The sequence below is a fragment of the Vagococcus salmoninarum genome (assembly GCF_003987495.1).
GTDB lineage: Bacteria > Bacillota > Bacilli > Lactobacillales > Vagococcaceae > Vagococcus_D > Vagococcus_D salmoninarum.
Genome location: NZ_NGJU01000026.1, coordinates 1 through 26,194 on the forward strand (window position 1 = coordinate 1; position 26,194 = coordinate 26,194).

The 26,194-nt window shown below is 37.7% G+C and carries 24 protein-coding genes; all 24 read right to left on the reverse strand.

The features are described from left to right. Nucleotides 1-153 precede the first annotated feature (153 nt). Nucleotides 154-1,548 carry a 6-phospho-beta-glucosidase gene (locus CBF35_RS13405; protein ID WP_126782078.1) on the reverse strand — a complete coding sequence of 465 codons (1,395 nt, stop codon included), beginning with the start codon at nt 1,546-1,548 and terminating at the stop codon, nt 154-156. Between the two features lie 158 nt (nt 1,549-1,706). Beyond that, the gene (locus CBF35_RS13410) at nt 1,707-2,471 is read right to left on the reverse strand and encodes a hypothetical protein (RefSeq protein ID WP_126782080.1); all 765 of its coding nucleotides are present in this window, start codon (nt 2,469-2,471) and stop codon (nt 1,707-1,709) included. 15 nt (nt 2,472-2,486) lie between these two features. Further along, nucleotides 2,487-3,353, reverse strand: coding sequence for an ATP-binding cassette domain-containing protein (locus tag CBF35_RS13415; protein WP_126782082.1), 867 nt, complete (start codon nt 3,351-3,353; stop codon nt 2,487-2,489). A 46-nt stretch (nt 3,354-3,399) separates the two neighbouring features. Beyond that, complete coding sequence (nrdI, locus tag CBF35_RS13420; protein ID WP_126782140.1) at nt 3,400-3,834, reverse strand: class Ib ribonucleoside-diphosphate reductase assembly flavoprotein NrdI; 435 nt, start codon at nt 3,832-3,834, stop codon at nt 3,400-3,402. Between the two features lie 134 nt (nt 3,835-3,968). Beyond that, on the reverse strand, nt 3,969-4,952 hold the full coding sequence (lacD, locus tag CBF35_RS13425; RefSeq protein WP_280530467.1) for a tagatose-bisphosphate aldolase: 984 nt from the start codon (nt 4,950-4,952) through the stop codon (nt 3,969-3,971). Nucleotides 4,953-4,973: 21 nt separating this feature from the next. Next, on the reverse strand, nt 4,974-5,915 hold the full coding sequence (locus tag CBF35_RS13430; protein WP_126782084.1) for a hexose kinase: 942 nt from the start codon (nt 5,913-5,915) through the stop codon (nt 4,974-4,976). Nucleotides 5,916-5,991: 76 nt separating this feature from the next. Further along, nucleotides 5,992-7,032 (reverse strand): PTS system mannose/fructose/sorbose family transporter subunit IID, encoded by a 1,041-nt coding sequence (locus CBF35_RS13435; protein ID WP_126782086.1) that lies wholly within the window; start codon nt 7,030-7,032, stop codon nt 5,992-5,994. After that, nucleotides 7,022-7,825: a PTS mannose/fructose/sorbose/N-acetylgalactosamine transporter subunit IIC gene (locus CBF35_RS13440; RefSeq protein ID WP_126782088.1), complete on the reverse strand. Its 804-nt coding sequence runs from the start codon at nt 7,823-7,825 to the stop codon at nt 7,022-7,024. The genes CBF35_RS13435 and CBF35_RS13440 overlap by 11 nt, the downstream gene beginning before the upstream one ends. A 21-nt stretch (nt 7,826-7,846) precedes the next feature. Then, nucleotides 7,847-8,323 (reverse strand): PTS N-acetylgalactosamine transporter subunit IIB, encoded by a 477-nt coding sequence (agaV, locus tag CBF35_RS13445; protein WP_126782090.1) that lies wholly within the window; start codon nt 8,321-8,323, stop codon nt 7,847-7,849. Nucleotides 8,324-8,329: 6 nt separating this feature from the next. After that, nucleotides 8,330-8,614 (reverse strand): preprotein translocase subunit YajC, encoded by a 285-nt coding sequence (gene yajC / locus CBF35_RS13450; protein ID WP_126782092.1) that lies wholly within the window; start codon nt 8,612-8,614, stop codon nt 8,330-8,332. A 1-nt stretch (nt 8,615) separates the two neighbouring features. After that, on the reverse strand, nt 8,616-9,059 hold the full coding sequence (locus tag CBF35_RS13455; RefSeq protein ID WP_126782095.1) for a PTS sugar transporter subunit IIA: 444 nt from the start codon (nt 9,057-9,059) through the stop codon (nt 8,616-8,618). 24 nt (nt 9,060-9,083) lie between these two features. Continuing rightward, a complete protein-coding gene (locus CBF35_RS13460; protein WP_126782097.1) occupies nt 9,084-10,256 on the reverse strand; it encodes an AgaS family sugar isomerase in 1,173 nt (390 codons plus the stop codon). A gap of 16 nt (nt 10,257-10,272) precedes the next feature. Beyond that, entirely contained in the window at nt 10,273-11,004 is a 732-nt protein-coding gene (locus CBF35_RS13465) for a GntR family transcriptional regulator (RefSeq protein ID WP_407290310.1), read from the reverse strand. Nucleotides 11,005-11,145: 141 nt separating this feature from the next. Then, nucleotides 11,146-12,267, reverse strand: coding sequence for an alanine racemase (alr, locus tag CBF35_RS13470; RefSeq protein WP_126782099.1), 1,122 nt, complete (start codon nt 12,265-12,267; stop codon nt 11,146-11,148). A 124-nt stretch (nt 12,268-12,391) separates the two neighbouring features. Further along, nucleotides 12,392-13,321: a metal ABC transporter substrate-binding protein gene (locus CBF35_RS13475; RefSeq protein ID WP_126782101.1), complete on the reverse strand. Its 930-nt coding sequence runs from the start codon at nt 13,319-13,321 to the stop codon at nt 12,392-12,394. Nucleotides 13,322-13,441: 120 nt separating this feature from the next. Next, nucleotides 13,442-16,093 carry a MucBP domain-containing protein gene (locus tag CBF35_RS13480; RefSeq protein ID WP_126782103.1) on the reverse strand — a complete coding sequence of 884 codons (2,652 nt, stop codon included), beginning with the start codon at nt 16,091-16,093 and terminating at the stop codon, nt 13,442-13,444. A 288-nt stretch (nt 16,094-16,381) separates the two neighbouring features. After that, complete coding sequence (gene dnaJ, locus CBF35_RS13485; protein WP_126782105.1) at nt 16,382-17,542, reverse strand: molecular chaperone DnaJ; 1,161 nt, start codon at nt 17,540-17,542, stop codon at nt 16,382-16,384. Nucleotides 17,543-17,731: 189 nt separating this feature from the next. Beyond that, complete coding sequence (gene dnaK, locus CBF35_RS13490) at nt 17,732-19,567, reverse strand: molecular chaperone DnaK (RefSeq protein WP_126782107.1); 1,836 nt, start codon at nt 19,565-19,567, stop codon at nt 17,732-17,734. Nucleotides 19,568-19,675: 108 nt separating this feature from the next. After that, nucleotides 19,676-20,260 carry a nucleotide exchange factor GrpE gene (gene grpE, locus CBF35_RS13495; RefSeq protein ID WP_126782109.1) on the reverse strand — a complete coding sequence of 195 codons (585 nt, stop codon included), beginning with the start codon at nt 20,258-20,260 and terminating at the stop codon, nt 19,676-19,678. Between the two features lies 1 nt (nt 20,261). Beyond that, entirely contained in the window at nt 20,262-21,308 is a 1,047-nt protein-coding gene (gene hrcA, locus CBF35_RS13500) for a heat-inducible transcriptional repressor HrcA (protein ID WP_126782111.1), read from the reverse strand. Nucleotides 21,309-21,506: 198 nt separating this feature from the next. After that, nucleotides 21,507-22,655, reverse strand: coding sequence for a radical SAM family heme chaperone HemW (hemW, locus tag CBF35_RS13505; RefSeq protein ID WP_126782113.1), 1,149 nt, complete (start codon nt 22,653-22,655; stop codon nt 21,507-21,509). Further along, nucleotides 22,655-23,605, reverse strand: a complete 951-nt coding sequence (gene ribF, locus CBF35_RS13510; protein WP_126782115.1) for a riboflavin biosynthesis protein RibF — start codon at nt 23,603-23,605, stop codon at nt 22,655-22,657. The genes hemW and ribF overlap by 1 nt, the downstream gene beginning before the upstream one ends. A 17-nt stretch (nt 23,606-23,622) precedes the next feature. Next, nucleotides 23,623-24,540: a tRNA pseudouridine(55) synthase TruB gene (gene truB / locus CBF35_RS13515; protein WP_126782118.1), complete on the reverse strand. Its 918-nt coding sequence runs from the start codon at nt 24,538-24,540 to the stop codon at nt 23,623-23,625. A 139-nt stretch (nt 24,541-24,679) separates the two neighbouring features. Next, nucleotides 24,680-26,113: a 6-phospho-beta-glucosidase gene (locus CBF35_RS13520; protein WP_126782120.1), complete on the reverse strand. Its 1,434-nt coding sequence runs from the start codon at nt 26,111-26,113 to the stop codon at nt 24,680-24,682. Nucleotides 26,114-26,194 lie beyond the last annotated feature (81 nt).

Sequence of the window (26,194 nt, forward strand, 5' to 3'; positions counted from 1 at the left end):
TTTAAACACCGCATTCTAATCAGTTTTAAAGTGACACAAAAAAGCAACTTCACCATTTCTGATGAAGCTGCCTAAGTAACTATTTATTCGACTAAATTTTAGCCATCCACACAATTTGACGTAGAGCCCAGATAGTTACGCTTTTAAATTTAATTAATTACTTTTCATCAATTCTTCAACATACTTAACTGTTTCAGGTTGTGTTGCTTCAATTTTGCTGATAGCTTCAGCAAATTGTGGTAAGTGATCTTTGTGAGCTAATAATAACTCATCAAGTAACGTCTTAGCCATTTTACCACATGGAACTAATGGGTTAATAGTGAAGGCATGTAAAGCTGCACCATAATCACCAGTAATCGCTGCACGAATCGTTGTTTCTTCCATGCCCTTCATCCCTTGGATTAAACCACGCGCTGCTGGTGGGAAGCTTCCCCAGTTGTAAGGTTCGTGACCATGACTTGTCACAGGTCCTGACACTTCAACGACACAGTCGTATGGTAAATCAGTGATTGTTCCATTGTTTTCAGTTGAAACGACCATGTCTGTCCGTTTGTCATTTTGGATTGAGGCAATTAGTTCACACGCCGCATCGCTGTAGTGAGTTCCCCCACGTTGTTCTAATTCTTTTGGTTTGTAATCTAAAGCTGGGTCTTTATAAAGTTCAAACAAGCGAGCTTCAGTTGCTTTAACAACTTGAGCGCGAGTTTCTCCTTTTTCAAATTCCTCAACTGAGTGAGCTAACATTTCGTCTTCAATGTAGTAATAACGGTGGTAGCCACATGGTAACATACCTAAATCTTTAATTTGTTCATAATGGAATGGTGCTGAATGAATATTTTTCAAATGACTTTCAGAGTCTTCTTGTGGGCCATAAATTAAATCAATTAACTCATCTGTCCGCTCATTTCCAGCTTTATCCCAGACACGGTGCCAGTGGAAATGATTGATTCCAGCGTATTTAATGAATAATTCTTCTTCAGGAACACCTAATTTTTCAGCGGCTTGTTTGCTATGACCAATTGGCACATTACACAGTCCAGCTGTTTTTTTCCAACCGCCATGTTTAATCGCTGCTTCAGTAACCATACCAGCAGGGTTAGTAAAGTTAACTAACCAAGCATTTGGACAGACTTCCTTCATATCAGCAATAATATCTAAAATAACTGGAATTGTTCTAAATGCTTTAAACATTCCCCCAGCGCCATTTGTTTCTTGTCCTAAAACGCCATGTGATAATGGTACTCGTTCATCTTTAATTCGAGCGTCTAATAAACCTACACGGAATTGAGTAGATACATAATCAGCATCTTTTAAGGCTTCACGACGATCTAAAGTTAAGTGAACTTCCCAATCTAGACCTGCTGCTTTGACCATCCGTTTTGCCATGGCACCCACAACTTCTAATTTTTCTTTACCGGCTTCGATATCGACTAACCAAATTTCTTTAATTGGTAACTGATCTTGACGTTTGATATATCCTTCAATTAGTTCTGGTGTATAACTTGAACCGCCACCAATTGTTACAATTTTCAATGCATCTCTAGACATAATAACCCTCCATCTGATTGTTTTGTAATGCCTTTAACACTTCTAAGGTTAACATAGATAAAAGCGTTATCACATAGAGAACCCTTGATATCCCTTGATAAAAAATCAGTTTTTCAAAAAAAAACAGTTCCCTCAATTTATTGAGAGAACCGTCTGTTTTATAAGTTTTGTTTTTGTAAAGCTAGTAAGCCTACAAAACAGAAAACCGCAATTGAGATGACCGAGGAAACTGCTTGAACCATTGCCATACTTTCCAGTGTCACTTCCGTTGAGAAGGCAAATTGGTTGAAAAAATTGCTTAAAAAACTACTTAACATACCAAAGCCCATGGAAACGATGATTGCCGTATTTTTACCTTTCATCAAAATAGTTGCAGCTGTAATGACAACCACACTATTAAAGACAGCTAGTAAAGCACTAAACATAATTTGGATAATATTAATATCTAATTTTAGGAATCTAAAGAATTCTAAAAAGCCACTAAAGAACTCATTGATTTGGCCACCAATAATCGTTTGAATCAAAACAATGATAAATGGCCCAACACTAATTGCTAGAAATAAGCCGAGTGAAAGTAAGATTACTGCGCCAATTTTAGCAAAAAACAAGCGGGTTCGGTTAACACCAGAGGCAATCATCATTGCCATCACGTTGTTTTTATAATCTATCGACAAAATATGAAACGGAAATAGGAACGTAAAAATCATATTGGCAAAAATTAGTAAAGCAGTCACAATGCCAATAATTGATGAAAACCTGACGAGGACACTATCAAAGGCTAAGTGCCGACTAGTCGTCAAAAAGATACTATAAAACAATGTCACACTTGTGTTCAAAATTGCTAAAATACCAATTGCTAATAAATAGCGTTTATCTCTAAAGAATTTGAATAATTCCATTTTAAAAATTAATGGACCGGTCATTTTGTCACCTCATTTTTAGTTTAATTTTTCTGTTAATACTTGAACACGAGTCATCTCTTCAATCCAAATGCCTCGGCTATATAATAAGTGGTAAATTTCTTGCCAACGTTCGTCTGCACAATCTAATTTAATAATCCCGACTTTATTCATTTGGAAGGGATAGTTTGCAGCCAATAACATTTCTTTAAAAGCTTCATTGTCCGTTGTGTCAATTAAGCGAATCGCTGACTGACGTTCTGCTACTAAATCAATTGTTTGAGCGATTTTCCCTTGATCAATGACAATAACTTCATCACAAAGGGCTTCTAAGTCATTTTGGACATGACTAGAAATTAACAAGGTTTGCCCAGCATTCGTTAACTCTTTCAAATAGGTTTTGAACCACGTCACTGTTTTGGCATCTAAACCTCTAAAAGGTTCATCTAAAATCAATATTTTGGGGTTATGCAATAAGGCGATTAATAAAATTAATTTCTTCTGCATTCCGTAAGAATAATGGCTGACTTTTTCCTCTAACGCTTCAGTTAAATCTAATTCTTGAGCCAATTGCCGGGCTTTTTCTTCATGTTTTTCCCCGCGGAGACCTGAGAAATATTGGATATTAAACCAACCCGTATGATCTTGATACATGGACATGCCATCTAAAACAATTCCGACATTTAACAAAACTTTATTGTCTTCTCTGACATTTGCTTCGCCAATATAAATATCACCAGTGTAAGTAGCAATAATATTAGTTAAACACTTAAATAACGTGGTTTTACCTGCACCATTATGGCCTACTAAGCCGTATGTTTTGCCTTTTTTAAATATTAATTGCTCGACACTCAAGACTTCTTTCGTGCCATAACGCATCTTTAAATCTTCGATCCGTATTTCCATCGGTGACTAACCTCCTATAATTCATAATTTATGCTTTTTCTAGTGACTACACTTGCTCTTTAAAAACCTCTTGGAGGACCTCAAAAATCCGTTGGACGTCTGCTGGTGTTCCTCTCAGTTCATAGTCTGCTAAAAAGGGAATCTCAAAACTTTCAGCATACTGTTTGGCGGTTAAACAATATTGCCAGTTAAAGTTTTTATTACCACTGCCAACCACTCCTAGACAAAATTTTTGGTTATCAGCAAAGTCAATATACTCTTTGAGGGTATTTGTCATAATTTCATTAGTGCCATTATCTTGACCGTTGCCACCATCTAAATAAGTTGGTACAAAAGCCACAAAAGGTTCGCTTTCTTTAGAAAACTTACTAAAATCAGTGACTTCAACTAATTCAATTTCACAACTTTCTTCACCATAGCTTTGCAATTTTTTGACAAAGGCTCGCGTATTGCCTGAAACTGAGATATAAATAATCCGTATTTTCACTATTAATCACCTCTCCCTTCTCATTATAAACTTAATTGTATCTTTTTTCACTAAGACTTTTGTATGAGAAATTATTAACTTTTATCTATACAAAAAAACCAACTAAAATTCTAGTTGGTTACATCTTTTTAGTTTACTTTCATTTTCCATGAAGTAGCTGTCTGAGCTAACACTTCATTTAGTTCTTCCATGTTGGCTTTACCTTGCGTTCTTAACCATTCTCTCGTTGCTTCTTCCCCGGCTTCAACAAAAGGAATGACTGCATCTGCCCACGTTGCTCGACCACAAAGGACGCCATTGAAAGTTGAACCTGCTTCTTTAGCAAAGTGTAATGTTTCTCTAAATAAATCCGCACTGACTCCGGCACTTAAGAAGATAAAGGGTAAGTCTGTTGCCTGACTTTGCTCTTGGTAATAAGCTAAAGCTTCGGCTCGGGAATAAAGAACTTCCCCTTCACTAAAGCCTTCAACAAAAGCCATATTGACAGGAATTTCCATTTTCAAAACATCTACATTGTAGCGTTCTTTTGAAAATTCTTTCATCATATCAATGACTTTTCTTGGTTTAACTTTTGCAAATTCGGCACTAGTGTTATCAGCAATGTTTTTGTCGTAAGATAATAATTCTAAATAAAAAGGAATATCTTCCGCTACACATTCAGAACCAATCCGCTCAACAAAGGCATGCTTTTGATCGTTAATTTCTGCTACTTCTTCTGTGTCATAATAAAGTAAAAATTTAACGGCATCTGCCCCAGCTTCTTTGATCCGTTTCGCTGACCAGTCATTTAGTAAATCTGGAAAACGCCCTGGAACGTTGGCATCATAGCCGGTTTTTTCATAAGCTAATAATAGACCTGAAGTTTCGTGACGAGCTTTCGCACCAGGCAAACCGTATTCTGGATCTAATAAAATTGAAGAAGATAGACTTGTTAATTCTTCTGAAACGATTTGTTTGAAGGTTTCAATTTCCGTAGCTTTGATGTCAGTTTTACCAGCTTTAGCCATCATTTTAGTCATAGCGCCACGTTGATCAATTGCCAGTGCTGAAATAATCCCATCTTCAGTCGATAATCGTTCCATTGCTTTTAATTTGTTAGTTGTGTAATTCACTTAATTTGCTCCTCTGATGTTTTAGATTTTTTTAATAGTTATTTGTTCGTAGTATTCATTAAAGTTACTCGTATTAACAAACCCAGTTCTTTTTTCTAACGTATTCAAAATGCCTAAAGTCATTGCTGTTTTTAAAATTTCTGGGATTGTTTGTTGATGAGCTATGCCAATGGCTAAGCCGGCAATTGTTGAATCACCAGAACCAACTGGACTGACAACTGTAATTTTAGGAATCGTCACTTGATAAATTTCCTGCTCAATTTTAGCAATTGCCCCAGCACTACCTAAACTGACTACAATCCAGGGAATATCTATAAGTAATGGGTGTGCCAAGCTGTCAATAATTTGACTGTGACTAGTTAATTCAGCTATTCCAAGTAAATCAGCCAACTCTTTTTGATTAGGCTTAATCAGATAAGGTTTATCCTGACCTTTTAAAGCTAATTCATAAGCTTTGCCTGAGCTATCAAGAAGAACTTTCAGCCCTTTTTCCTTAGCAATAGTAATCATTTTTTGATAGCACTCTTCTGAAATACCTTGAGGTAAACTGCCTGATATCGTTACTAAGCTTATTGGCTGAGTGTCAATAATACGCGTAAATTTATTAATAAAACCAACATCATCAGCGTGGCTATAACTACCACCATTTTCTAATAGTTCTGTTTGCTGACCGTCATCATGTAAAATCGCAATACACATTCTTGAATTAATTTCAGTTTCATAAAAATCAAAACTAATCTTTTCAGCTTCCAGTTTCCCTTTGATATAGTTACCCATATCTCCACCAATTAGGCCGGTAGCAAGAACTTTTTGCTCTTTTAAAGCTAAGACACGACTGACGTTCAAACCTTTACCCCCAGCACTTTTTAAATCACTCGTTACCCGATTAGTCGTATTAATAGCTAAGGTTTCCAGTGGGTAAGCGATATCTATTGCTGGATTCATTGTGACAGTTAAAATCATTCTTGATCCCTTCCTTTACTTGATTGAAAGAGCTACTCTTCAAGTGTGTTTACTTGAAGAGTAATTCTCCTTTAATTTAAGGCCAGATCGAAGGGAAGAATCCCATTCCAGAACCTAAAATACCGATAATAAGTAATAACATGATACATTTTAACGGTGTCCATTTCCGTTTAGATAAGAGTAAATACAAACCTAGTGTGATTGCCATTGGAACAATTTTAGGTAAAATACCATCTAAAATTTCTTGAATATTAATCGTCACAGGTGTTTCTTCAAATTCATTATAAGTTAACTGAATTTGACCATTGTCTAGTTCACGAATGGTAGTTCCTTCTGCTAAAACAGCTTCACCTTCAGCCATTTTAATCTCGCCACTTTCATCTTTTGCATAGATTTTATCGCTAAAATCAGTTAAGTCCTCGGCTGGAATAGTTGTCGTAATAGCCGTTGGTGTAAAGGTCGTACCGTTTGGAATTGAGATATTTAAACTTGTGACACTAGCTGTTACAGTTAAACACCCAACGACAAAGATTCCTAAAATACTAGCTGCTCGCGTAAATTCCTTAGCATTCGCCGTTAATAATCCAATCGCATCAGTGCCCATCTTATATGACCAATGCATCAACCAATAACGAATCGCAAATTGCGCCACGTTAAATATTAACAAGAATAAAAATGGTGCCGCTATGTTGCCATTAATTGCCATGTTTGAAGTAATTCCAGCAGTAATTGGAACAAGAGTAAACCAGAAGAGAGCATCACCAATTCCGCCTAAAGGTCCCATTGCTGAGACTCTAACGGCTCTAATCATCGGAATGTCGGCTTTGTTTTGTTCCATTGATAAGACAATCCCCATGACAAAAGTTACTAAGAAAGGATGAGTGTTAAAAAACTCTAAGTTATGTGACATCGATGCCGCTAAATCTTCTTTTTCATCTTTATGAATCTTTTTTAAACCAGGCAAAATACCGTATAACCAACCAGCAGCTTGCATTCTTTCAAAGTTAAAGGATGCTTGTAAGAAAAGTGAGCGCCAAACCATTTTATTTAAGGTTTTATTATCTAACTGTTGGGCTGGCTGTTGATTTTTATATGTTTCTGGAATATTATATGCCATCTTCTTCGCCTCCATTAAAGCCATCTACGGCAGCAGTTTTAAATTTCGTTTGAATTTGGAAATCCCAATAAGCTAAGGCGAAGCCGATAAAGGCTAAAATAATTAAAGCTGGACCAGTTAATGATTCGATTCCCATGACAATACATGCCAAAGCGAAACCGAAGAAGAAAAAGCCCCATAATTCTTTTGAAACCATTACTTTTAAGAGAATCGCAAACCCGACTAGTCGCATCATTCCCCCTGCAGCACCTAAACCGCTCATTAACCATTCAGGGATTGCACCAACTACTTTATCACCGAAAGTTGCTCCACCAATAAAGAAGAGCGTCACAATTACGCCGAAAATTGTTCCAATTAAAGCCATCGCCAAGTAATTAATTTTTTCAATGCCTTTGTCGTCAGCTTCTGCAGCGTATCGATCGGCAACAGTCATCATCGGAGCCATAAATCCGAAAAGTAATGTTACTCCGTATTGGCCAAGTAGTGAGAAAGGGATAGCTGTGGCAACAGCGACAGTCGGTTCAAGCTTCAACGAAATTGCTAGAACAGCTGCCATAATCCCACCAATTACCGCATTCGGTGGCTGTGCTCCGCCAACTGGCATATTCCCAATTGTCATTAATTGATAAGTACCACCAACAATCAAACCTGTCTGTAAATCTCCTAAAATTAAACCAATAACCATTCCTGTAACAATTGGTTGATATAATGATTCCAAAAAGCTAAATTGATCAATTGCAGCAATAAACGTCACTAAAAATACTAGTAAAATTTGTAATATAGTATACTCCATCTTTACTTTCCTCCAGTTTTCCTATTTAAACAACTTGTTTAAATCTTCTGCTTGCATTGTCGGAACACGTCTAATTTCTAATTCAACATTTTTTTCTTGTAACTTCGCGAAAGCCTTTACATCTTTATCATCTACTGCAACGGATGTAGCAACTTGTTTCTTCCCTTCTGACATGTGCATATTACCAATATTAACTTTACTTATAGGCACTCCTCCTTCTACGAGAGTTAAGACATCTGCTGGCGTTTCACAAATAATAAATATTTTTTGCCGATCCGCTGCTTTATGAATAATCTCGATTGTTTTTTGTAAAGTGAAATAACGAGTTGCTACGCCAGTTGGTGCCGCCATGTCCATTAAGCCTTGACGCATTTTATCCCCCGCTACTTTATCATTAGCGACTAGTAATAAGTTTGCTCCCAAGTAAGAATTCCACTGAGTAGCTACTTGACCGTGAATTAAACGGTTATCAATTCTTGTAAGTAAAATATTCGCCATATTAGATTACTCCTCATTTTTTATTATTTGTGAAATCGCATATCGTGACACTGTCATAACTGCTCCCGACTTTACTTCTAAATCAATGGTCTCATGATTGACATGTTTTACTTTGCCGTAAATACCATTAGCTAGCACTACTTTTTGGCCTTGACTAATTGTTGTATGAATTTCTTTGTAACGGTTTTTTTGCTTCTTGACATTACTAAAGCTGAAAATCCCATAAATGATTACTAAAATCATGATAAAACTAACTAACACTATCGATGAGGCTAAAATATTTTCCCACATTTTAAATCCCCTCTTCTATCAAATCTTCTGCAATATTTCCCTCAAACTTTGGGACTTGGGCGACTAGTAAGGATTCTCGACCAACAGTAACTAAGTGATTGGCTAATTGACTAGCATCTTCAGCAGTCAATCGTAAAAGACTACCTTCAATTAACAGCGGCAAATTCGTCCCTGCAATCACAGCAACGTTTTCTAAATGAAGGGATTGAACCATCGCTGTATTGAAAGGGGTTCCACCTAACAAGTCGCAAAAGATAACGACCCCCTTGGTTACTTTGAGGAGCTTAGTTAATTGATAACTAAGAGTCTCCTCAAATTCTTTTAAGGGTAATTCTTCTTTAAAAGGGACGACTTCAAAATTAGTTTGTTCACCAGCAATCATTGTTAATGAGTGAGACAAACCAGTAGCAAATTCTCCATGACCAGTTAAAATACATCCTATCATTATGACACCCTCTTAAATTTAATTTTATTGTGTTAAGTTATCGTAAATTGTCACTCCTTGAACGACCCGGTTAACAGTACCAGTTGGCGATGGCGTATCAGGTTTATTGCCAACTTTGATTGCCGTCAATAAAGCCAGTGTTTGTCCGAATATAGCAAAGGGAATGCTTAAGTACCCATCTGGTAACTGCTGATATTCTTTTGAAAATTGCATATTAGTTCCAGCAAAATTAATGTCTCCTTCAATACTAATGCCACAAACTAAAGGCGCAATCTCATCACCAGCCACTTCATTTAATAAATCAATGTCATATTGGCGCGTATAAGAATTGTTCGAAGTGAAAACAAAAACTAAGACATTTTCATCAACAAATGATTTTGGGCCATGTCTAAATCCTAGTGAACTATCAAAGAGCGTGCTAATTTTACCTGCTGTTAATTCTAAAATTTTCAATTGAACTTCTCGAGCCAAACCAGCAAAAGCGCCTGAGCCAAGGTACACGACTCGTTGGAAATCTTTTGCTACAAAAGCTGCTATTTCAGCTTCACGACTTAAGACTTCACGACCTAACTGGACGATTTGACTAACATTAGCTACTTTATTCGTTAGACTAGCTTGATCGAAAACTAACAATGACATTAAGGTCATACAAGTGAAACTACCAGTCATTGCAAAGCCTTGATCATTTGCTTTCGAAGGCATTAAGAGCAATAGATTATTCTTATCACCTTGAGCATTCATAGCTAATTCGCCTTCTGCTGCACACGTAATAGTTATTTGATAAAAATCTTTGACTAACTTTTTACCAAGTTCAACGGTCGCTAAACTTTCTGGACTGTTACCACTTCTAGCATAAGAAACTAAAATAGTCGGAACATCTGCTTGGTAAAAACTATGAGGATTACTAACAACACTAGTCGTTGGTGCGATGGCAAAGTCGAAACGACTTGCCTCACTCACTTCACTTACAAAAGGGAGAACTGTTTCACCTACAAAAGCTGATGTTCCCGCTCCGGAAAACAAGACTTTCACTTTGCCGTGACTTTCAGTAATCTTTCCTAAAAAGTCCTTGATTTCAGCTTGCTTCTCTTGATATCCTTTGATAACTTCTTCCCATAATTCTGGTTGTTGCATTATTTCGCCAGTTGTTATCTCAGCGCCTAGTGCTTTTAATGACTCTTGGTCTTTTTCAAACATGACAAATCCTCCTACATTATTTTTTAGCGTGGCGAATTTTGTAAACAAATTGATCACTTCGTGCCACACTTATTGTGTATTCTATAACTTGATTATCTTTTCGATGGGTTTCACGTTGAATACGTAAACACGCGTCATTAACTTCCACCCCTAAATATTGTGCCTCTTTTTCTTGAACTAGCGAGGCATAAAACTCTTCATCTGCGTAACTAATCTCACATTGATAATCTTGATAAAAAATATTGTATAAAGGCTTACTGTTAATTAGTTTCGCTGTTAAATCTGGAAACAGACTGACAGGCACATAAGAGGTTTCATACATCATTGGAATATTGTCAGCAACTCTGAGACGCACTAACCGATAAACTTCTGCCCCATCTTTTAAACCTAGTTTTTTAGCCACGACTTTATTGGCAAACGTTTGAGTGAATTCAATAATCATCGTTTTAGGATTTTTACCTAAACTTTTCATATGTTCGGTAAAACTATAAGAATCCGATAAGTCGCTCATCTCTTTCCAAAGACCTGAAACAAATGTTCCTTTACCATGACGTTTAAAAACGTAACCTAAATCTTCTAGTTCAGTCAAAGCCAATCTTACAGTTGTGCGACTTACATCATATTTTTGACAAATCTCTCTTTCAGATAGTAATTTATCACCTTCCGATAAATTATTTTTAATCTCATCAATCAATTTATCAATTAGTTGATTGTATAATGGCACTGCTGTATCTTTATTTAGCATCATACGTTTGACCGCCTTTCTCAACTGGTTATGACTGGTAACTACCAGTTGATTAAATCTTAACTAATTTCCCATTAAATGTCAATCAAAAACGATAAAAAAAGCAATCAAAATTTTTTGATTGCTTTTTTACTTATTATATTATTAACTTTTATACTCTAAAGGAACCCGTTCTGTTAACATACAGGGGATTTCATAATTAATTGTCCCAATGTATTCCGCACCACTTTGAAGGGAATTGGCTAGACTACCATTTTCGCCAAAAATTGTCACTTTAGTACCGAGGGGATATTCTTTCGGCAAACGAATCATACATTGGTCCATACAGATCCGACCAACTATCTCAGCATGTTGACCATCGATAATTAAGTGATAGCCCTTAAAACGCCGATTAAAGCCATCAGCGTAACCAATCGGCAGCGTCCCAATCCATTCATCAGACTGTGCCTGATACTCCGCACCATAGCTGATGTGCTCGCCCTGACTGACTTGTTTCACATGGACAAGTTCTGTCACTATAGACATGGCTTGCTTTAACTGATAAGGGGCAGCGACTTCTGTTCCAGAAGGATTTAAACCATACATAGCAACGCCAAAGCGAATTAAGTTTGACTGCCAGTGCTCGTGCCACAACGCTGTAGCAGAATTGGCTGTATGAATATATTTTAAGTCTTTAGGAAATAGCTCAATCGCTGTTTTAAAACGACTTTGTTGCAGTTCAAAATAAGCTGTATCCGTTGAATCGGCTTTTGAAAAATGGGTAAAGAGTCCTTCTAATTCGAACTCGGGGTGGGATTTTAAGTATGTGACTGTCTCACTCATTTCTGCTGGAGTGACTAGTCCTAAGCGGCCCATACCAGAATCTATTTTCACGTGAATTGTTAAAGTATCTGTGAACTCAGCTTTGCTTAATTCTTCACTAGTCATTTTTAACCATGCTAAGGAAGGAGCTGTGGCTGTTAACTTATTTTCCACTAGTAGTTTAGCGTACTGAGGACTTACAACACCTAAAATTAAAATCGGTTGAGTAAAGCCAGCTGCTCTTAGTTCTAGAGCTTCATCTAGAAGAGCCACACAAAAACCAGTTACCCCGGCTGCTTCGGCAATTTTTGCCACTTCCACGGCGCCATGGCCGTAACCGTTCGCTTTGACTACTGCAAAAATAACAGCTCCGTCAGTTATTAAGTCTTGCTCCTTTTTGATATTATGATAGATTGCCTGGCAATCAATAACTGCTTTAGTTGGCCGATGATATCCTATTGTCATGTTTATTCCTCCTAAACCTTATTCCTTTTTATGTTACCTCTTATTCACCTGAAAGACTAGTCTTTCCCTTCCCCTTAACTAATAATTAAAAAATCAACTATTTAAAGAATAGTTGATTTTTCTTTTATTTAATTGACTGGCTTAAGGCTTTTAAATTATCTTCCATCACACTCAAATAATCTTCCCCGGCTGCTTGTTGTTTATTTGAAAGTCCTTCTAAAGTGTTTAAAGTCACTAATTTAACACCTGTGGCTTCGGCAATTGTTTTAGCTATTTTGTCTGAGGCTAACTCTTCCGTGTAAATAATTTCAACTTTTTCCTTTTTGACAAAGTCTTGAATTTTAGCTAATTCATTGGGACTTGGTTCTTGGTCAGGTGAAATCCCTGAAATTGCTACTTGATGTAAATTATAACGGGCAGCTAAATAACCAAAGGCCGCATGTTGCGTCACCATGTCGCGATTTTTCGCCTCTTTAAAAGCTTTTGAAAATGCTTCGTCTAACGTTTTTAGCTCTGCAATTAACCGTTGACTCGTTGTTTCAAAATAAGCTTGGTCATTTGGTGCCACTTGACTTAACCCCTTAGCAATAGTTGCTACTTCTTGTTGTGCTAAAACTGGGTCTAGCCAAACGTGTGGATCAACGCCGTGAGCGTGATCATGATCGTGATCGTGACCTTCATCTGACTCCTCGCCAGTTAATAATTCTATTCCTTGGCTCGCTTCAATAATTTCGACTTTTTTTGTATCAATACTAGCTAAAACTGCTGCGACCCAAGTTTCCATTTCTTTAGAGTTATAAATAAACACATCGGCATCTTGAATTGCGGCGATGTCTTTTGCACTAGGCTCATAATCATGAGGCTCTGTTTCACCAGTTATTAACATCGTGACCTCCCCTTGATCGCCAACTATTTTTTTCGTGAAATCATACATTGGATAAAAAGTTGTGACAACTTTTAACCCTTGGCTAGTTTCTGTTTTTTTATTTGGACTACATGCTACTAGTAAGACACTTACTAAGGCGACTAATAAAATACTACTATATTTTTTCATTTAGAATCCCTCTCTATAAAACGAAATCGTTACATTTTAAAATTATAGCTAATTAACGATAAAAATGCAACTAATCTGTTCAAAAAAAAGAGGCAATCACGCTGCCTCTTTTAGATTTTACTATTTATTTTTCATTATTTTTTTGCGATTAAAGACATAATAACCGGCAGCTAAAACAATTAAACTCATTCCCGTAAACAAAGTATTTTTCATCAATTTTTCGCCAGTTTGGGGCAGTTTATTTTGATGTTTGTTAGACTTACTTGGGGGAGTTGTTCCTTTACTCTTCTCATCAGAGTCCTGAGGTGCTTCTTTGTCTTTATCAGGATTTTCTGGTTTCGGTAGTATTGGATGACTTAGTGGAATAACAGGACCAATTGCGACTGTTGAACGTAAACCTGTTAGATAATCAACAGTAACTGCCTTAATATGATCCCCTTCTTTTAAATAAAGTCCAGTTGGAACATCCATTGTCCAGTTACCTTGATTGTCGACATGGCCTTTTTTAACTGTACCGTCTGGGAAGGTAATTTCAATATCCGTATTCGGAATGCCTGTTCCAGTGACAATTTTGCCACCTTCCATTGTTGGATGGACTAATGGCGGTAAAATTTCAGCATAAACGTATGTGATCTCTTTAATGACTTCACCATGTTTACCTACTGTTTCACCTATTACTTTAACTATTACATAACCTGGTTTAATCACAGGTTTCGTTTGATAATCATCGTTATAAAACCCATCAATTAAGACATCTTTAGCAAATTCCTTACCATCAACAAATTGATGGTGAACAATCACTTGAGTCGCCTTTTTCTTATAAACATAAGTCACTTCCACATCATCGTCACCAAAAATCCCTTCAGCATTAGCTGGTGTTTTTTCGATTACTAATTCGTAGCCTTCAATCGTTTTCGGCGTTGTTTCGTAATCTTTTCCCCAAACACCATCCTTTTCTGGCAGTGACGTTGATACTTTATTACCCTTTTCATCAACGAAGTGCACGATGATTTTCGGAACAATCTTAGCATATTCGTAAGTCACTTCAGGTGTGTTCATTGAATAATTACCTTCAGCGTTATCTGGCGTAACGACTAATTCATAGCCGGGAATTTTGGCTGACGTAGTTTTATAAGGATCTTCGAATAAGCCTGGAATTATTTCTGGTTCCGCAATAACTTCTTTCGTGTCCGTATCGATATGATTGACTTTAACTGATGTTGCTTTTTTCTTGTAAACATAAGTGACAAGGACTTCATCTGCTTGGTGGCTTCCATTCACTGTTTTACCATCTGCTGAAATCGTTCCACTTGTAGTGTTAACAGTGACAAGATCGTAGCCTTCAAAGTCTTTACTATTAGTTTCAAAAGGCGTTTTGAATTTTTCAATAAATTCTTCTGCTGAACCTTCAAACTCTACTTGTAAACCATCTTTATCTTCGTAAACGTATTTCACTTTAACTGGCGTTTCTTTTTTCTTGTAATAGTAGTCAACTTCAATGACGCCGTCGATGTATTGGCCTTCGCTATTATTAGGTAATTTCGACTCATCAAGTTCATAACCAGCTGGAATATCCGTTACCGGATATGTCATATATTCCTCATCAACAATCTCTGTTGTTGATTCTGAGGCGAAGTAATCCGTTTCATCTTCTAAATAATGTTTCACAACAACTGTCCCTTTTGCAGCAATTTGAAATTTACCAGAAGTCTTGGCACTGACAGAAAGCTCTTCTCCGTTAATTCCCTTTTGCTCAAAAAGTCTCGATGACTCGGGAATTGTCTCTTTTACTTGATTCTTTAATTCATAGATGCCACCTGGCAGTTCCGCTAAATCTTCCTCACTGGGAAGTTCCGCTGCAGTTGTTCCTGAAAAAATAACTTTGCCATTTGAATTGATAATTTCCCAATAAAAGGTTGCGTCTCCATAAGTATCACTGGCCGGTCGACCAATTGTTAAGTGTGTCGGATTCATTGGAATTTCGCCTTGACCATTAATGACCGTTTCACCAGTTTGTCCTGTAACAGTTACTTCTGAGGCTGTCCTCAAAATTTGATAAGACAGAGCACCGTTATCAAAAGTAGTGCCTGGCATTTCTTGACCAGTTGCAGTGGCTCTAAGGGCTAAGTGATAATCACCTTCCGCTTCTTGAATATCAATCGTTGAGCTTAAAACTCTTTCGGTATTATGTGGAGCATCTGCGTAATAGTAACTCCCACCGTTAAAACCATTAAACTCATCATTATGACCTACTAATTCAATCTTAGTCGGATTAAAATATAAATAAGCGCCACCAGACTCTGGATTAATGCCTGCTTGTTGTCCAAGATACATACCATCAGCCGCCATTTCAAAATCACCAGTTTTTCTTGGGGATTTTTTTCGCTCCACTTCTTTCGGACTAACTAATTCTGTGTTATTTTCTGATTTTTCTGAAGCTATTTTTGTGAGTTCTAAGTTTCTTTCTGCTTCTGCAACAGCGTCATTACTAGTATTTTTTTCAACGGGCATTTCCTGAACAACTAGCTTCGCTTTAAGATCTGCTGTTTCTTCTCCTACTTCTACTTCTGCTTCATCGTCTTCTTTAAGTCCGTCATCACTATCGGCTTCCCCTAGGTCTACTTGAGAGGTTTCTGTTTCAACAATTTGGTTTTCAACTAATTCCTCAGTTTTTTGCTGTTCTACTGCTAGAACTTCATCTGCCAACACATGTACTGGCATCGACCCTAACACAATAGAACTAATCGTTAAATATGCTATCCACTTCTTCATAAAAACTTCCTTTCAGATTACAATTTTTTATCTAATATCATTTTACACCATCCGTTCATAAAAGGAAACATTATTAATATTAAAATAGGGATATATCATTTTTCGTGCAATATATAAGCGTTTTTGGGACTATTAGTCAATAAACAATCGGTTCGTATTAGCATGCCTTATTAAACGAAAACCATCATTTCTATCAAAACATACTAACTTAGCCGCAAAAAAAAATCAACTTCCTAAGAAGAACGTTTCAGAGTTCTTAGGAAATTGATTCATTTAAATTTGTATCATTTATTTCTTACGCTTGGGATCAAAGTTAAAGGCATCCTTCATTTTATCGAAAAAACCTTCATCATGTTCATCCACCTTGTCGCCACCGGCTGCTGCAAAATCACGTAATGCTTGTTTTTGAGCATCGTTAAGGTTTTTAGGTGTAATAATCTTAACGGTTACTTGTTGATCCCCTGTGCCGCTACCACGAAGTTTTGGCGCACCTTTGCCACGTAAGCGGAAAGTTGTCCCAGTTTGGGTACCAGCTGGAATTTTTAATTTAACTTTACCATGGACTGTTGGCACTTCTACTTCATCACCTAATGCTGATTGGACAAAGCTTAAAGGTAAGTCATAGTAAATATCTGAGCCTTCACGGTCATATAAGTCACTTTCTTCCACATGGAAGACAACGTATAAATCACCGTAAGGTCCGCCGTTAATACCGGCTTCCCCTTGGCCTGAAAGACGCATTTGTTGGCCATCTTCAACACCAGCAGGGACATTGACTTTGACACTATGTTTTTTCTTGACGCGACCGGAACCGTGACAATCAGTACATGGGTCTTTAATCGTTTGGCCTGAACCACTACATTGATCACATGTTTGACGAGTCATCACCCGACCAAGTGGAGTTTGACGTTCCACATTAAGTGTTCCTTGACCGTGACATTTCGTACAAGTTTCTGGTTTAGTACCAGCTTTGGCACCAGTGCCACTACATGTACTACAGCTGTCTTCCCGATTAAACTTGATTGTCCGTTCAATTCCGAAAATCGCTTCTTCAAATTTTAGTTTTAATGAATATTGTAAATCTGCACCTTGTCTAGGGGCATTTGGGTTTGCTGAGCGTCCACCGCCGCCACCGAAAAATGATTCAAAAATATCTTCAAAACCACCGAAACCACCAGCTCCGCCGAATCCTCCGCCGCCAAAGCCGCCACCACCACCATAATTGGGGTCAGTGCTTGCATGTCCATATTGGTCATAAGCTGCTCTACGTTGGGGATCACTTAGAACTTCGTAAGCTTCTGTAATCTCTTTAAATTTATCTTCTGCATCTGCTTCTTTATTAATATCGGGATGATATTGTTTTGAGAGCTTTCGATAAGCTTTTTTTAATTCATCATCTGTTGCGCTTTTGGACACACCCAGAACTTCATAATAATCGCGTTTCGCCATGGGTTTCCCTCCACATCTCTTCTAGTTTCTTCTGTTCCTTGAGCCTAGTAAATCATACCACAATAACTTGAAATACTAAACTACTTTCAACAGAATCCAGTTTGATATTATTGTATTCTTGACTAAATAAAGACTTAGCACGAGGAAAAGCCAAAAGCAGTCTGCTAGTGGCTTTTCTCGAGGCTACTTTTATTCTTCGTCGTTGACTTCTTCAAAGTCAGCATCAACAACATCATCTGCGCCACCTTGAGGAGCGTTTGGATCTTGTCCTTCAGCGGCTTGTTGAGCTGCTGCAGCTTGTTCGTACAATTTAACTGTTAAGGCTTGAACGACTTCGTTCAACTCATCACGTTTAGATTTCATTAACTCTAAATCGTTAGCTTCAACAGCGGCTTTTAATTCATCACGTAAACCTTCAGCTTTTTTAACTTCGTCTTCGTCAACTTTACCTTCTAATTCAGTTAACGTTTTGTCAACTGAGAATAATAAAGCATCTACGTCGTTACGTAAGTCAACTTCTTCTTTACGGGCTTTATCAGCTTCTGCATTCGCTTCAGCATCTTTAACCATTTTATCAATTTCTTCATCTGTTAAACCTGATGATGATTTAATTGTAATAGTTTGTTCTTTTTGTGTACCTAAGTCTTTCGCACTAACGTTAACAATTCCGTTTTTGTCAATATCGAAAGTTACTTCGATTTGTGGCACACCACGAGGGGCAGCTGGAATGTCAGTTAATTGGAAACGACCTAATGTTTTGTTATCTGTTGCCATTGGACGTTCACCTTGTAAAACGTGAATGTCTACAGCTGGTTGATTGTCTGCTGCTGTTGAGAAGACTTGTGATTTACTTGTTGGAATAGTTGTATTACGATCAATTAATTTAGTGAAAACTGATCCCATTGTTTCAATTCCTAATGATAAAGGTGTTACGTCTAATAAGACAACATCTTTAACATCACCAGTAATGACACCACCTTGAATCGCTGCTCCCATTGCTACTACTTCATCTGGGTTAACTGATTTGTTAGCGTCTTTGTTAGTTTCTCTTTGGACAGCTTCGACAACTGCAGGAATACGAGTTGATCCACCAACTAAGATAACTTCATCGATATCTGATTGTGAAAGTCCGGCATCTTTAAGCGCTTGACGAACAGGGATTTTAGTTCTTTCAACTAATTCAGCTGTTAACTCATCAAATTTAGCACGAGTTAAGTTTAATTCTAAGTGAAGTGGTCCAGCATCACCAGCTGTAATAAATGGTAAGCTGATTTGAGTGCTTGTAACACCTGATAAGTCTTTTTTCGCTTTTTCAGCAGCATCTTTCAAACGTTGAACAGCCATTTTGTCTTTAGATAAGTCGATACCGTTCTCTTTTTTGAATTCAGCAACTAAGTGTTCAATGATTTTGTTATCAAAGTCATCCCCACCTAAGTTGTTGTCACCAGCTGTTGATAATACGTCAAAGACGCCATCGCCAAGTTCTAAGATTGATACGTCAAACGTACCACCACCTAAGTCAAAGACTAGAACTTTTTCTTCTTTGTCTGTTTTATCTAAACCGTAAGCTAATGCAGCAGCAGTTGGCTCGTTAACAATCCGTTCAACTTCTAAACCAGCAATACGGCCAGCATCTTTAGTTGCTTGACGTTGTGAGTCGTTAAAGTAAGCTGGAACTGTAATAACAGCTTTTGTAACAGGCTCTCCTAAGTAATCTTCAGCAAAACCTTTCATGTATTGTAAGACCATTGCTGAAATTTCTTGAGGTGTGTAAGTTTTACCTTCGGCTTCAACTGTATAACCAGCTTCACCCATGTAACGTTTGATTGAAGCAATTGTGTTCGGGTTAGTTACTGCTTGACGCTTAGCAACTTCACCAACTTGAATTTCACCATTTTTAAATGAAACAACTGATGGTGTTGTACGGTTACCCTCTGGATTTGGGATAATTTTTGCTTCTCCGCCTTCTAAAACTGCAACGGCAGAGTTTGTTGTTCCTAAGTCAATTCCGATAATTTTACTCATAATAATTTTCTCCTTTTCTAAAAGTCTACTGATCACTGTTTTAGTCACCTAAAATTGATCCAGTTAGAACTTTCTTTCCATTATTTTTTTAGTTTATTTGTTTTGTAATTATTGAGCGACAATAACCATTGTCGGTCGTAAGATCCGGTCATGTAGCTTATAACCTTTTTGTAAGACTTGGACGATTTCATCAGGTTTTTGCCCCTCTGAAACTGCCATTGTCTGAACTGCTTGATGAAGATTTGGGTCAAAAGTTTCACCTAAGGCTGGAATTTCTTCAATGCCTGCTGATTTCAAGGCATGAAGTAAACTCTCCATTACCATTTCAATGCCTTTTTTCAAGCTCTTACCTTGCTCGTCAGTTACTTCAATTGCTAACGCTCGCTCTAGGTTATCAATTGCTGGCAACAGCTCTGTTCCTAGATTTTGTGAACGATATTTAGCTGAGTTTTGGCTCTCTTTTTGATGACGATTACGCATGTTGGCGATTTCGGCTTGAGCTCTTAAAAACTTATCTTCCATTTCTTCTAATTGTTGCTTCAAGGTTTCTTCGACTGATAGTTCAACCGTTTCTGCCCCTTCAGCATTTAGAATGTCGTCGATTTTAGCTTTAGTTTCAGCATCGACTTCTGGTATTTCTTTTTCTGTTACATCCTCTTTTTTATCCGTCACGTTTCTGACTTCCTTTCTCAGCTTATTTCCTTGATGATGAATCTAAGTTACGGTAGTAGACTGCTAGTTCATTCGCTAGTTCTAGGCGGAATGCATCCACTAATCCGAACATCTTCGAATAAGACATATTCGTCGGCCCTAATAATGCGATAGTTCCTTTACCGTGTCCTGAGACTTCGTATGAAGCAGTAATTAAACTCATGTTCCTTAAAAGCTCGTTATCGAGTTCATTACCGATTCGAATACCAATGCCATCATCAGTTGGCGCAATTAGTGTTGCAAGTTTGTCTGTATTATCCATTAAAGAATAAACCGACTTGAATTGAGTTAGATCTGATAACATATCAAAATCTAACATGTTCATCCGCCCACCAACATAAACCCGCTCTTCAAAAGCTTGACCTAACATTGAATCAAATAGTCCCATAATCCCTTGAGGAGTATGAAAATATTTTTGCAAGATCATCGGGATCTCGGTGCGGAGTTTGTGATAAACCGTTAGCAATGGTTCACCAACGAGTTTATCATTAATAATTTTAATCATTTTTTCAATGTCTTCACTAGAGACCCCTTTCGGAATCGTAAAGACTTGACTCTCCACATTACCTTTATCAGTCACAATAATCGCCATTAGCTGTTGATTATTGAGAGGAACTACGCGAAAGCCTGTTAACTTTCGTTCCTTCACTTCCGGCCCTAAGGAAAAAGCGGTGTAACTAGTCAACTCTGATAAAATATTGGCTGACTTTTCGATAATATCGTTAATCGCTGTAAACTCTTGGCCAAAGGACTGTTTAATAGTTGAGAGTTCTTGATGACTAATTTCTGCTGGTTGCAAAAGATTATCAACATAAAAGCGATAGCCTTTGACAGACGGGATTCGGCCAGAAGATGTGTGAGTTTTTTCAATCAACCCAAACTCTTCTAAAGCACTCATGTCATTCCTAATTGTCGCAGAACTTGCTTTAATGCCTTCGTTCATCAAGGTTTTAGAACCAACAGGTACACCAGTAGCAGTATAGATCTGAATGATTTGACCAAGAATATTCAATTGTCTTTCGGTCATCATACGATCAGCTCTCCTTCTGAATTAGTTTTCTTTTAGTTAGCACTCAATGTAACTAAGTGCTAATCACATATACTAATATACCAAGTTATTAAATCTTTGTCAACTGAAAACCTCCACTTTTTAGCACTCTTGTCTAACGAGTGCTAAAAACAAGTGAAAACCGTTTATTTACACGCTTTAGGCGTAAAAAAAGACCCTTTACAGGATCTTTTTCTTATCGATTAAAAAGCGTTGAAAGACTTCATTACCTAAAATTAGACCTTTAGTCGTTAGTCGAAGATAGTCTTCTTTTCGTTCTAACATACCTTCAGCGATTAACTCAGCGATGACTCCTCCATAAACACTAGATAAGTCACGTTGGAATTTATGACTAAAATGAGTATATGAAACCCCTTGAAGTTTCCGTAACCCTAAAAACATCTCTTCTTCCATGCGATTAGTTAAGCTTAACGCTTCTGTTTCAATCGTCGGTAGCTGATCGTTCCGTAAAGGTTCTAAATAATGTTGAATCGGTCCGTGATTCCGGTAACGGCTATGGCCGAGGTACCCACTGGCTCCTGCACCAAAACCATAATAATGTTCATTGTTCCAATACACTAAGTTATGGCGACTTTCTTGACCTGGGACTGCAAAGTTACTAACTTCATATTTCATACGGCCAGCCTTTTCCATAAAAGCGGCTGCTAGATCAAACATGTCCCCTTCAGCATCTTCACCAGGCAATTTCAACCGCCCTTGACGAGCCCAGTTATAAAAAACTGTTTTATTTTCTAAAATTAACGAATACATAGAATAATGAGGCAAGTCTAAAGCCAAAGCTTTTTCTAAGGTGTCTTGAAAACTTTCCATAGTTTGACCAGGTAAGGCATAGATCAAGTCAATGCTGACATTATCCATGCCACCTTTTTCTACTAGTTTCATCGTATCAAAAACATCTTGGGCCGAATGTTTTCGCCCGATTTTTTTTAATAAGCGATCATCGAAGGATTGAACCCCCATTGATAATCGATTAACACCGTGATTTTTTAAAACGGCAATTTTATCTAAAGTTAAATCGCCAGGGTTAGCTTCAACGGTAAATTCATTCCGCGGATCAAAAGGTAGCTCTTCCCGGATCCCGCCTAACAACGCGTCTAACTGCTCAGCTGATAAAGAGGTCGGCGTTCCCCCACCAATATAAATCGTTTCGGTATCATCTGAGGGGTAACGTTCTTTCGTTAAACGGATTTCTTTAATTAAGCCTTGGATATATTCATCCACTGGTTGTCCTTGAATAAAAACTTTGTTGAAATCACAATAAAAGCAAATGTGTTCACAAAAAGGAATATGGATGTATGCTGATGTCATTAATTTTGCGCCCTTTCTTGGAAGTAAACTTCAGTGTCGATTTGATCTTGTTTTAACTGACTAATTAAGCCTTCAACGCCAGTGAATTTAACTTCATCTCGTAAGTAATGATACCAAGCAACTGAGACTTGCTCGCCATAGATGTCACGATTAAAATCTAAAATATTAACTTCCACCGTTATATCACGGTCAGCTTCAAAAGTGATGTTGCGACCAATTTGAGCCATGCCACGATACCAAGTATCAGCGACTTTAATTTTAACCGCATAAACTCCTTTACGGGGCAGACGAATGTTTGATTTAACTTTAATATTCGCCGTTGGAAAACCTAAAGTCCGACCACGGGCATCCCCATGGACAACAGTGCCTTCTATTTCATACACATAACCGAGATAGTTTGTGACTTCTGCCATCTTACCCCCAGCCATTAATTCGCGGATTTCGGTAGAACTAATTTTTTTATTGTCAGTCATTTGTTTCGGCACTGTGATTATTTCAAAGCGTTCTTGACAGTAGTTCGGTAAATTGGCCATTGTGGCAATTTCCCGAGGCCCATATGTATAGTCGAAACCAGCTACGACGACTTTAGCATTTAAACCTAACATGTATTGATCGACAAATTCTTGTGGCGCTAAACTCGCAAAGGCTGAGGTAAATTCGACGACATATAAATAATCGACACCTAAGTCTGCCATGTGCCGAGCTTTTTGTTCAACACTCGTTAAATATTTCATGGTTTCAGGTTGAATTTTCTTAAAAACAATTGAGGGATGCTGATTAAATGTCATCACAGCTAATTTTAAACCTTTTGCTAAGGCTGCTTCCTTGCCTTGCCGAATAACTTCTTGATGGCCACAATGAACGCCGTCAAAAAAGCCGAGAACTAAAACGATATCCTCTACTGGGAGTAGTTCTTTTTGATAGGGATGGTGAATTTCAATTATCTTCATGCCGTAACTTCCTTTTCCTAATCATTACGCAGTACTTTGACTGGTTTTAAAAATTGTGGTTTATTTGGGTGTTTCTGATAAATACTAATCAATTGACCTTCACAAAGGATAGCGATTAAGCCGGTGTCATCTTGTAACTGATAATCAGCCACTGGCACAAAGCCACCATTCTTAAAGATTTTTTGATAGTCTTGAGGCGTTACTTCAATGGACTCAAACATCGCCACAGCTGTCTCGATTGGTTGCAAGAAACTTAAATCATCGGCTTCCATTAAACGAGCAACTTGTTGCAAGGTCAAGCAATCTTTTGCTGAATAGCCGCCGCTACCTACTCGGGTTAAATCAGACATGTGAGCTTCATAACCTAAAATTTTACCAGTATCAACTGCTAACGTTCTAACATAAGTTCCTTTGCCACAACCAACTTCAAATTTCCAAGATAGCGTTCCTGCTTCTTCATTAAAGACTGGTGGGGTTGTCCGTTTAAAATAAGTAATTTCAGCTTTCCGTTGGGGCCTTTCAACTTCTAGGCCTTCTCGGGCATATTCGTATAACCGTTTGCCCTCAACTCTAACAGCAGAATACATCGGTGGAATTTGAGTAATCGTTCCAACCATTTGGCTCATCGCTGAATCAATCACTGACAGTTCAAGTTCTGTCCTTACAGGACTGACTGCTACAGTTTCACCACTCACATCTTCCGTTGTTGTTGAGTAGCCTAAAGTAATTTCCCCTACATAGACTTTACCGCTGTCTTGTAAGTATTCAATCACTTTTGTGCCTCGACCGATACAAATCGGTAAAACACCGTCCACATCTGGATCTAATGTCCCACCGTGACCGATTTTTTTAGTTTGTAATATTTTTCTTAATTTATAGACGCAATCATGACTAGTCATGCCACGTTCTTTCCATAAGGGTAGGATTCCGTTCATATATATACCTCACAAATTTTTTCGGATAACCAACTAAGTATAGCATATTTATAGCAAAATTACCTTTTCTTAACTTCGATTATTAGCCTAACAAAAAAAGGGTTAATGACCTTTAATCAGCTCATTAACCCTTATATGTTTACTTATTAAAGAGACTTTGACCATTTGTTGAAATGACTTCTTTGTACCAGTCAAATGATTTCTTCTTACTGCGATTCAAAGTACCAACACCAGCATTGTCTTTATCAACATAGATGAAACCGTATCGTTTCTCCATTTCCCCTGTCCCGAAACTGACAATGTCGATAATCCCCCATGGTGTGTAACCAATCAACTCAACACCGTCTTCATTAATCGCTAGAGCCATTTGTTCAATGTGTTCTTGTAAGTAATTAATGCGGTAATCATCGTTAATGCTACCATCAGCTTCAACTTTATCATAGGCACCAAAACCATTTTCAACAATCATCATTGGTAAGTTATAACGTTGTTGTAAATCATTTAAGATATAACGTAAGCCAACTGGATCAATCGGCCAACCCCAGTCACTTGACTTAATATGAGGGTTTTGAACTAGTTTCATATTGTCAGCTACTTGGTAACCTTCCATCGTCATATCACTAGTAATAGTTCCAGACATGTAGTAACTGAAACCGATATAATCCACTTTTCCAGCTTCTAACGCAACTAAATCTTCTGCTGTGTATTCGATATTATAGCCTTTTAATTCCCATTCTTTTAAAGCGAAGTTAGGAATTTTACCATAGGCATGAATGTCATTATAGAAATAGCGTAAGTTCATCGCTTTTTGAGCGGCTAATAAATCACCTGGATTACATGAATATGGATAAACTGGTACATAAGCCATCATACAGCCAATTTGCATCTCAGGGTTAATTTTATGGCCAAGAGCAACTGCCTTAGCACTAGCGATTAGCTCGTATAAAGAGGCTTGGAAAATAACTTCTTCGGCATTTTCCCCGTCTTTCACGATGACCCCTGAGTTAGTCCAGTTATGTAAGGCATGAGCCCCACCTGCTTGGTTATTAATTTCATTAAAAGTCATCCAATATTTTACTTTGTTTTTGTAACGTTCCATCACAACCCCAGCGTAATTAACAAAAAAGTCAACCACTTGTTTATTACGGAAGCCGCCGTAGGCTTTGTGTAAATGATAAGGCATTTCGAAGTGAGACAAAGTGACAATTGGTTCGATATTGTGTTTTAGTAGTTCATCAAATAAATCATCATAAAATTGTAGACCGGCTTCATTCGGCTCTGATTCATCCCCTTTAGGGAAAATCCGACTCCAAGCAATCGATGTTCTAAAAGATTTTAAACCCATTTCCGCAAATAAAGCAATATCTTCTTTATAACGGTGATAAAAATCAATGGCCTCGTGGTTTGGGTAGTTTTTACCAGGAATGACACCGTCGGTAATTTCTCGTTCAACGCCATTAGCCCCTGCCGTCATGACATCAGCAATGCTCGGGCCTTTCCCACCTTGATCCCAGCCGCCTTCAATTTGGTGAGCAGCAACTGCGCCACCCCATAAAAAATCATCTTTAAACATTTAGCATCCTACTTTCTAATTTTATGTCTTTATTATACTTAATTAATCGTATCAATTATTGCTTTTACGACTAATCTCATA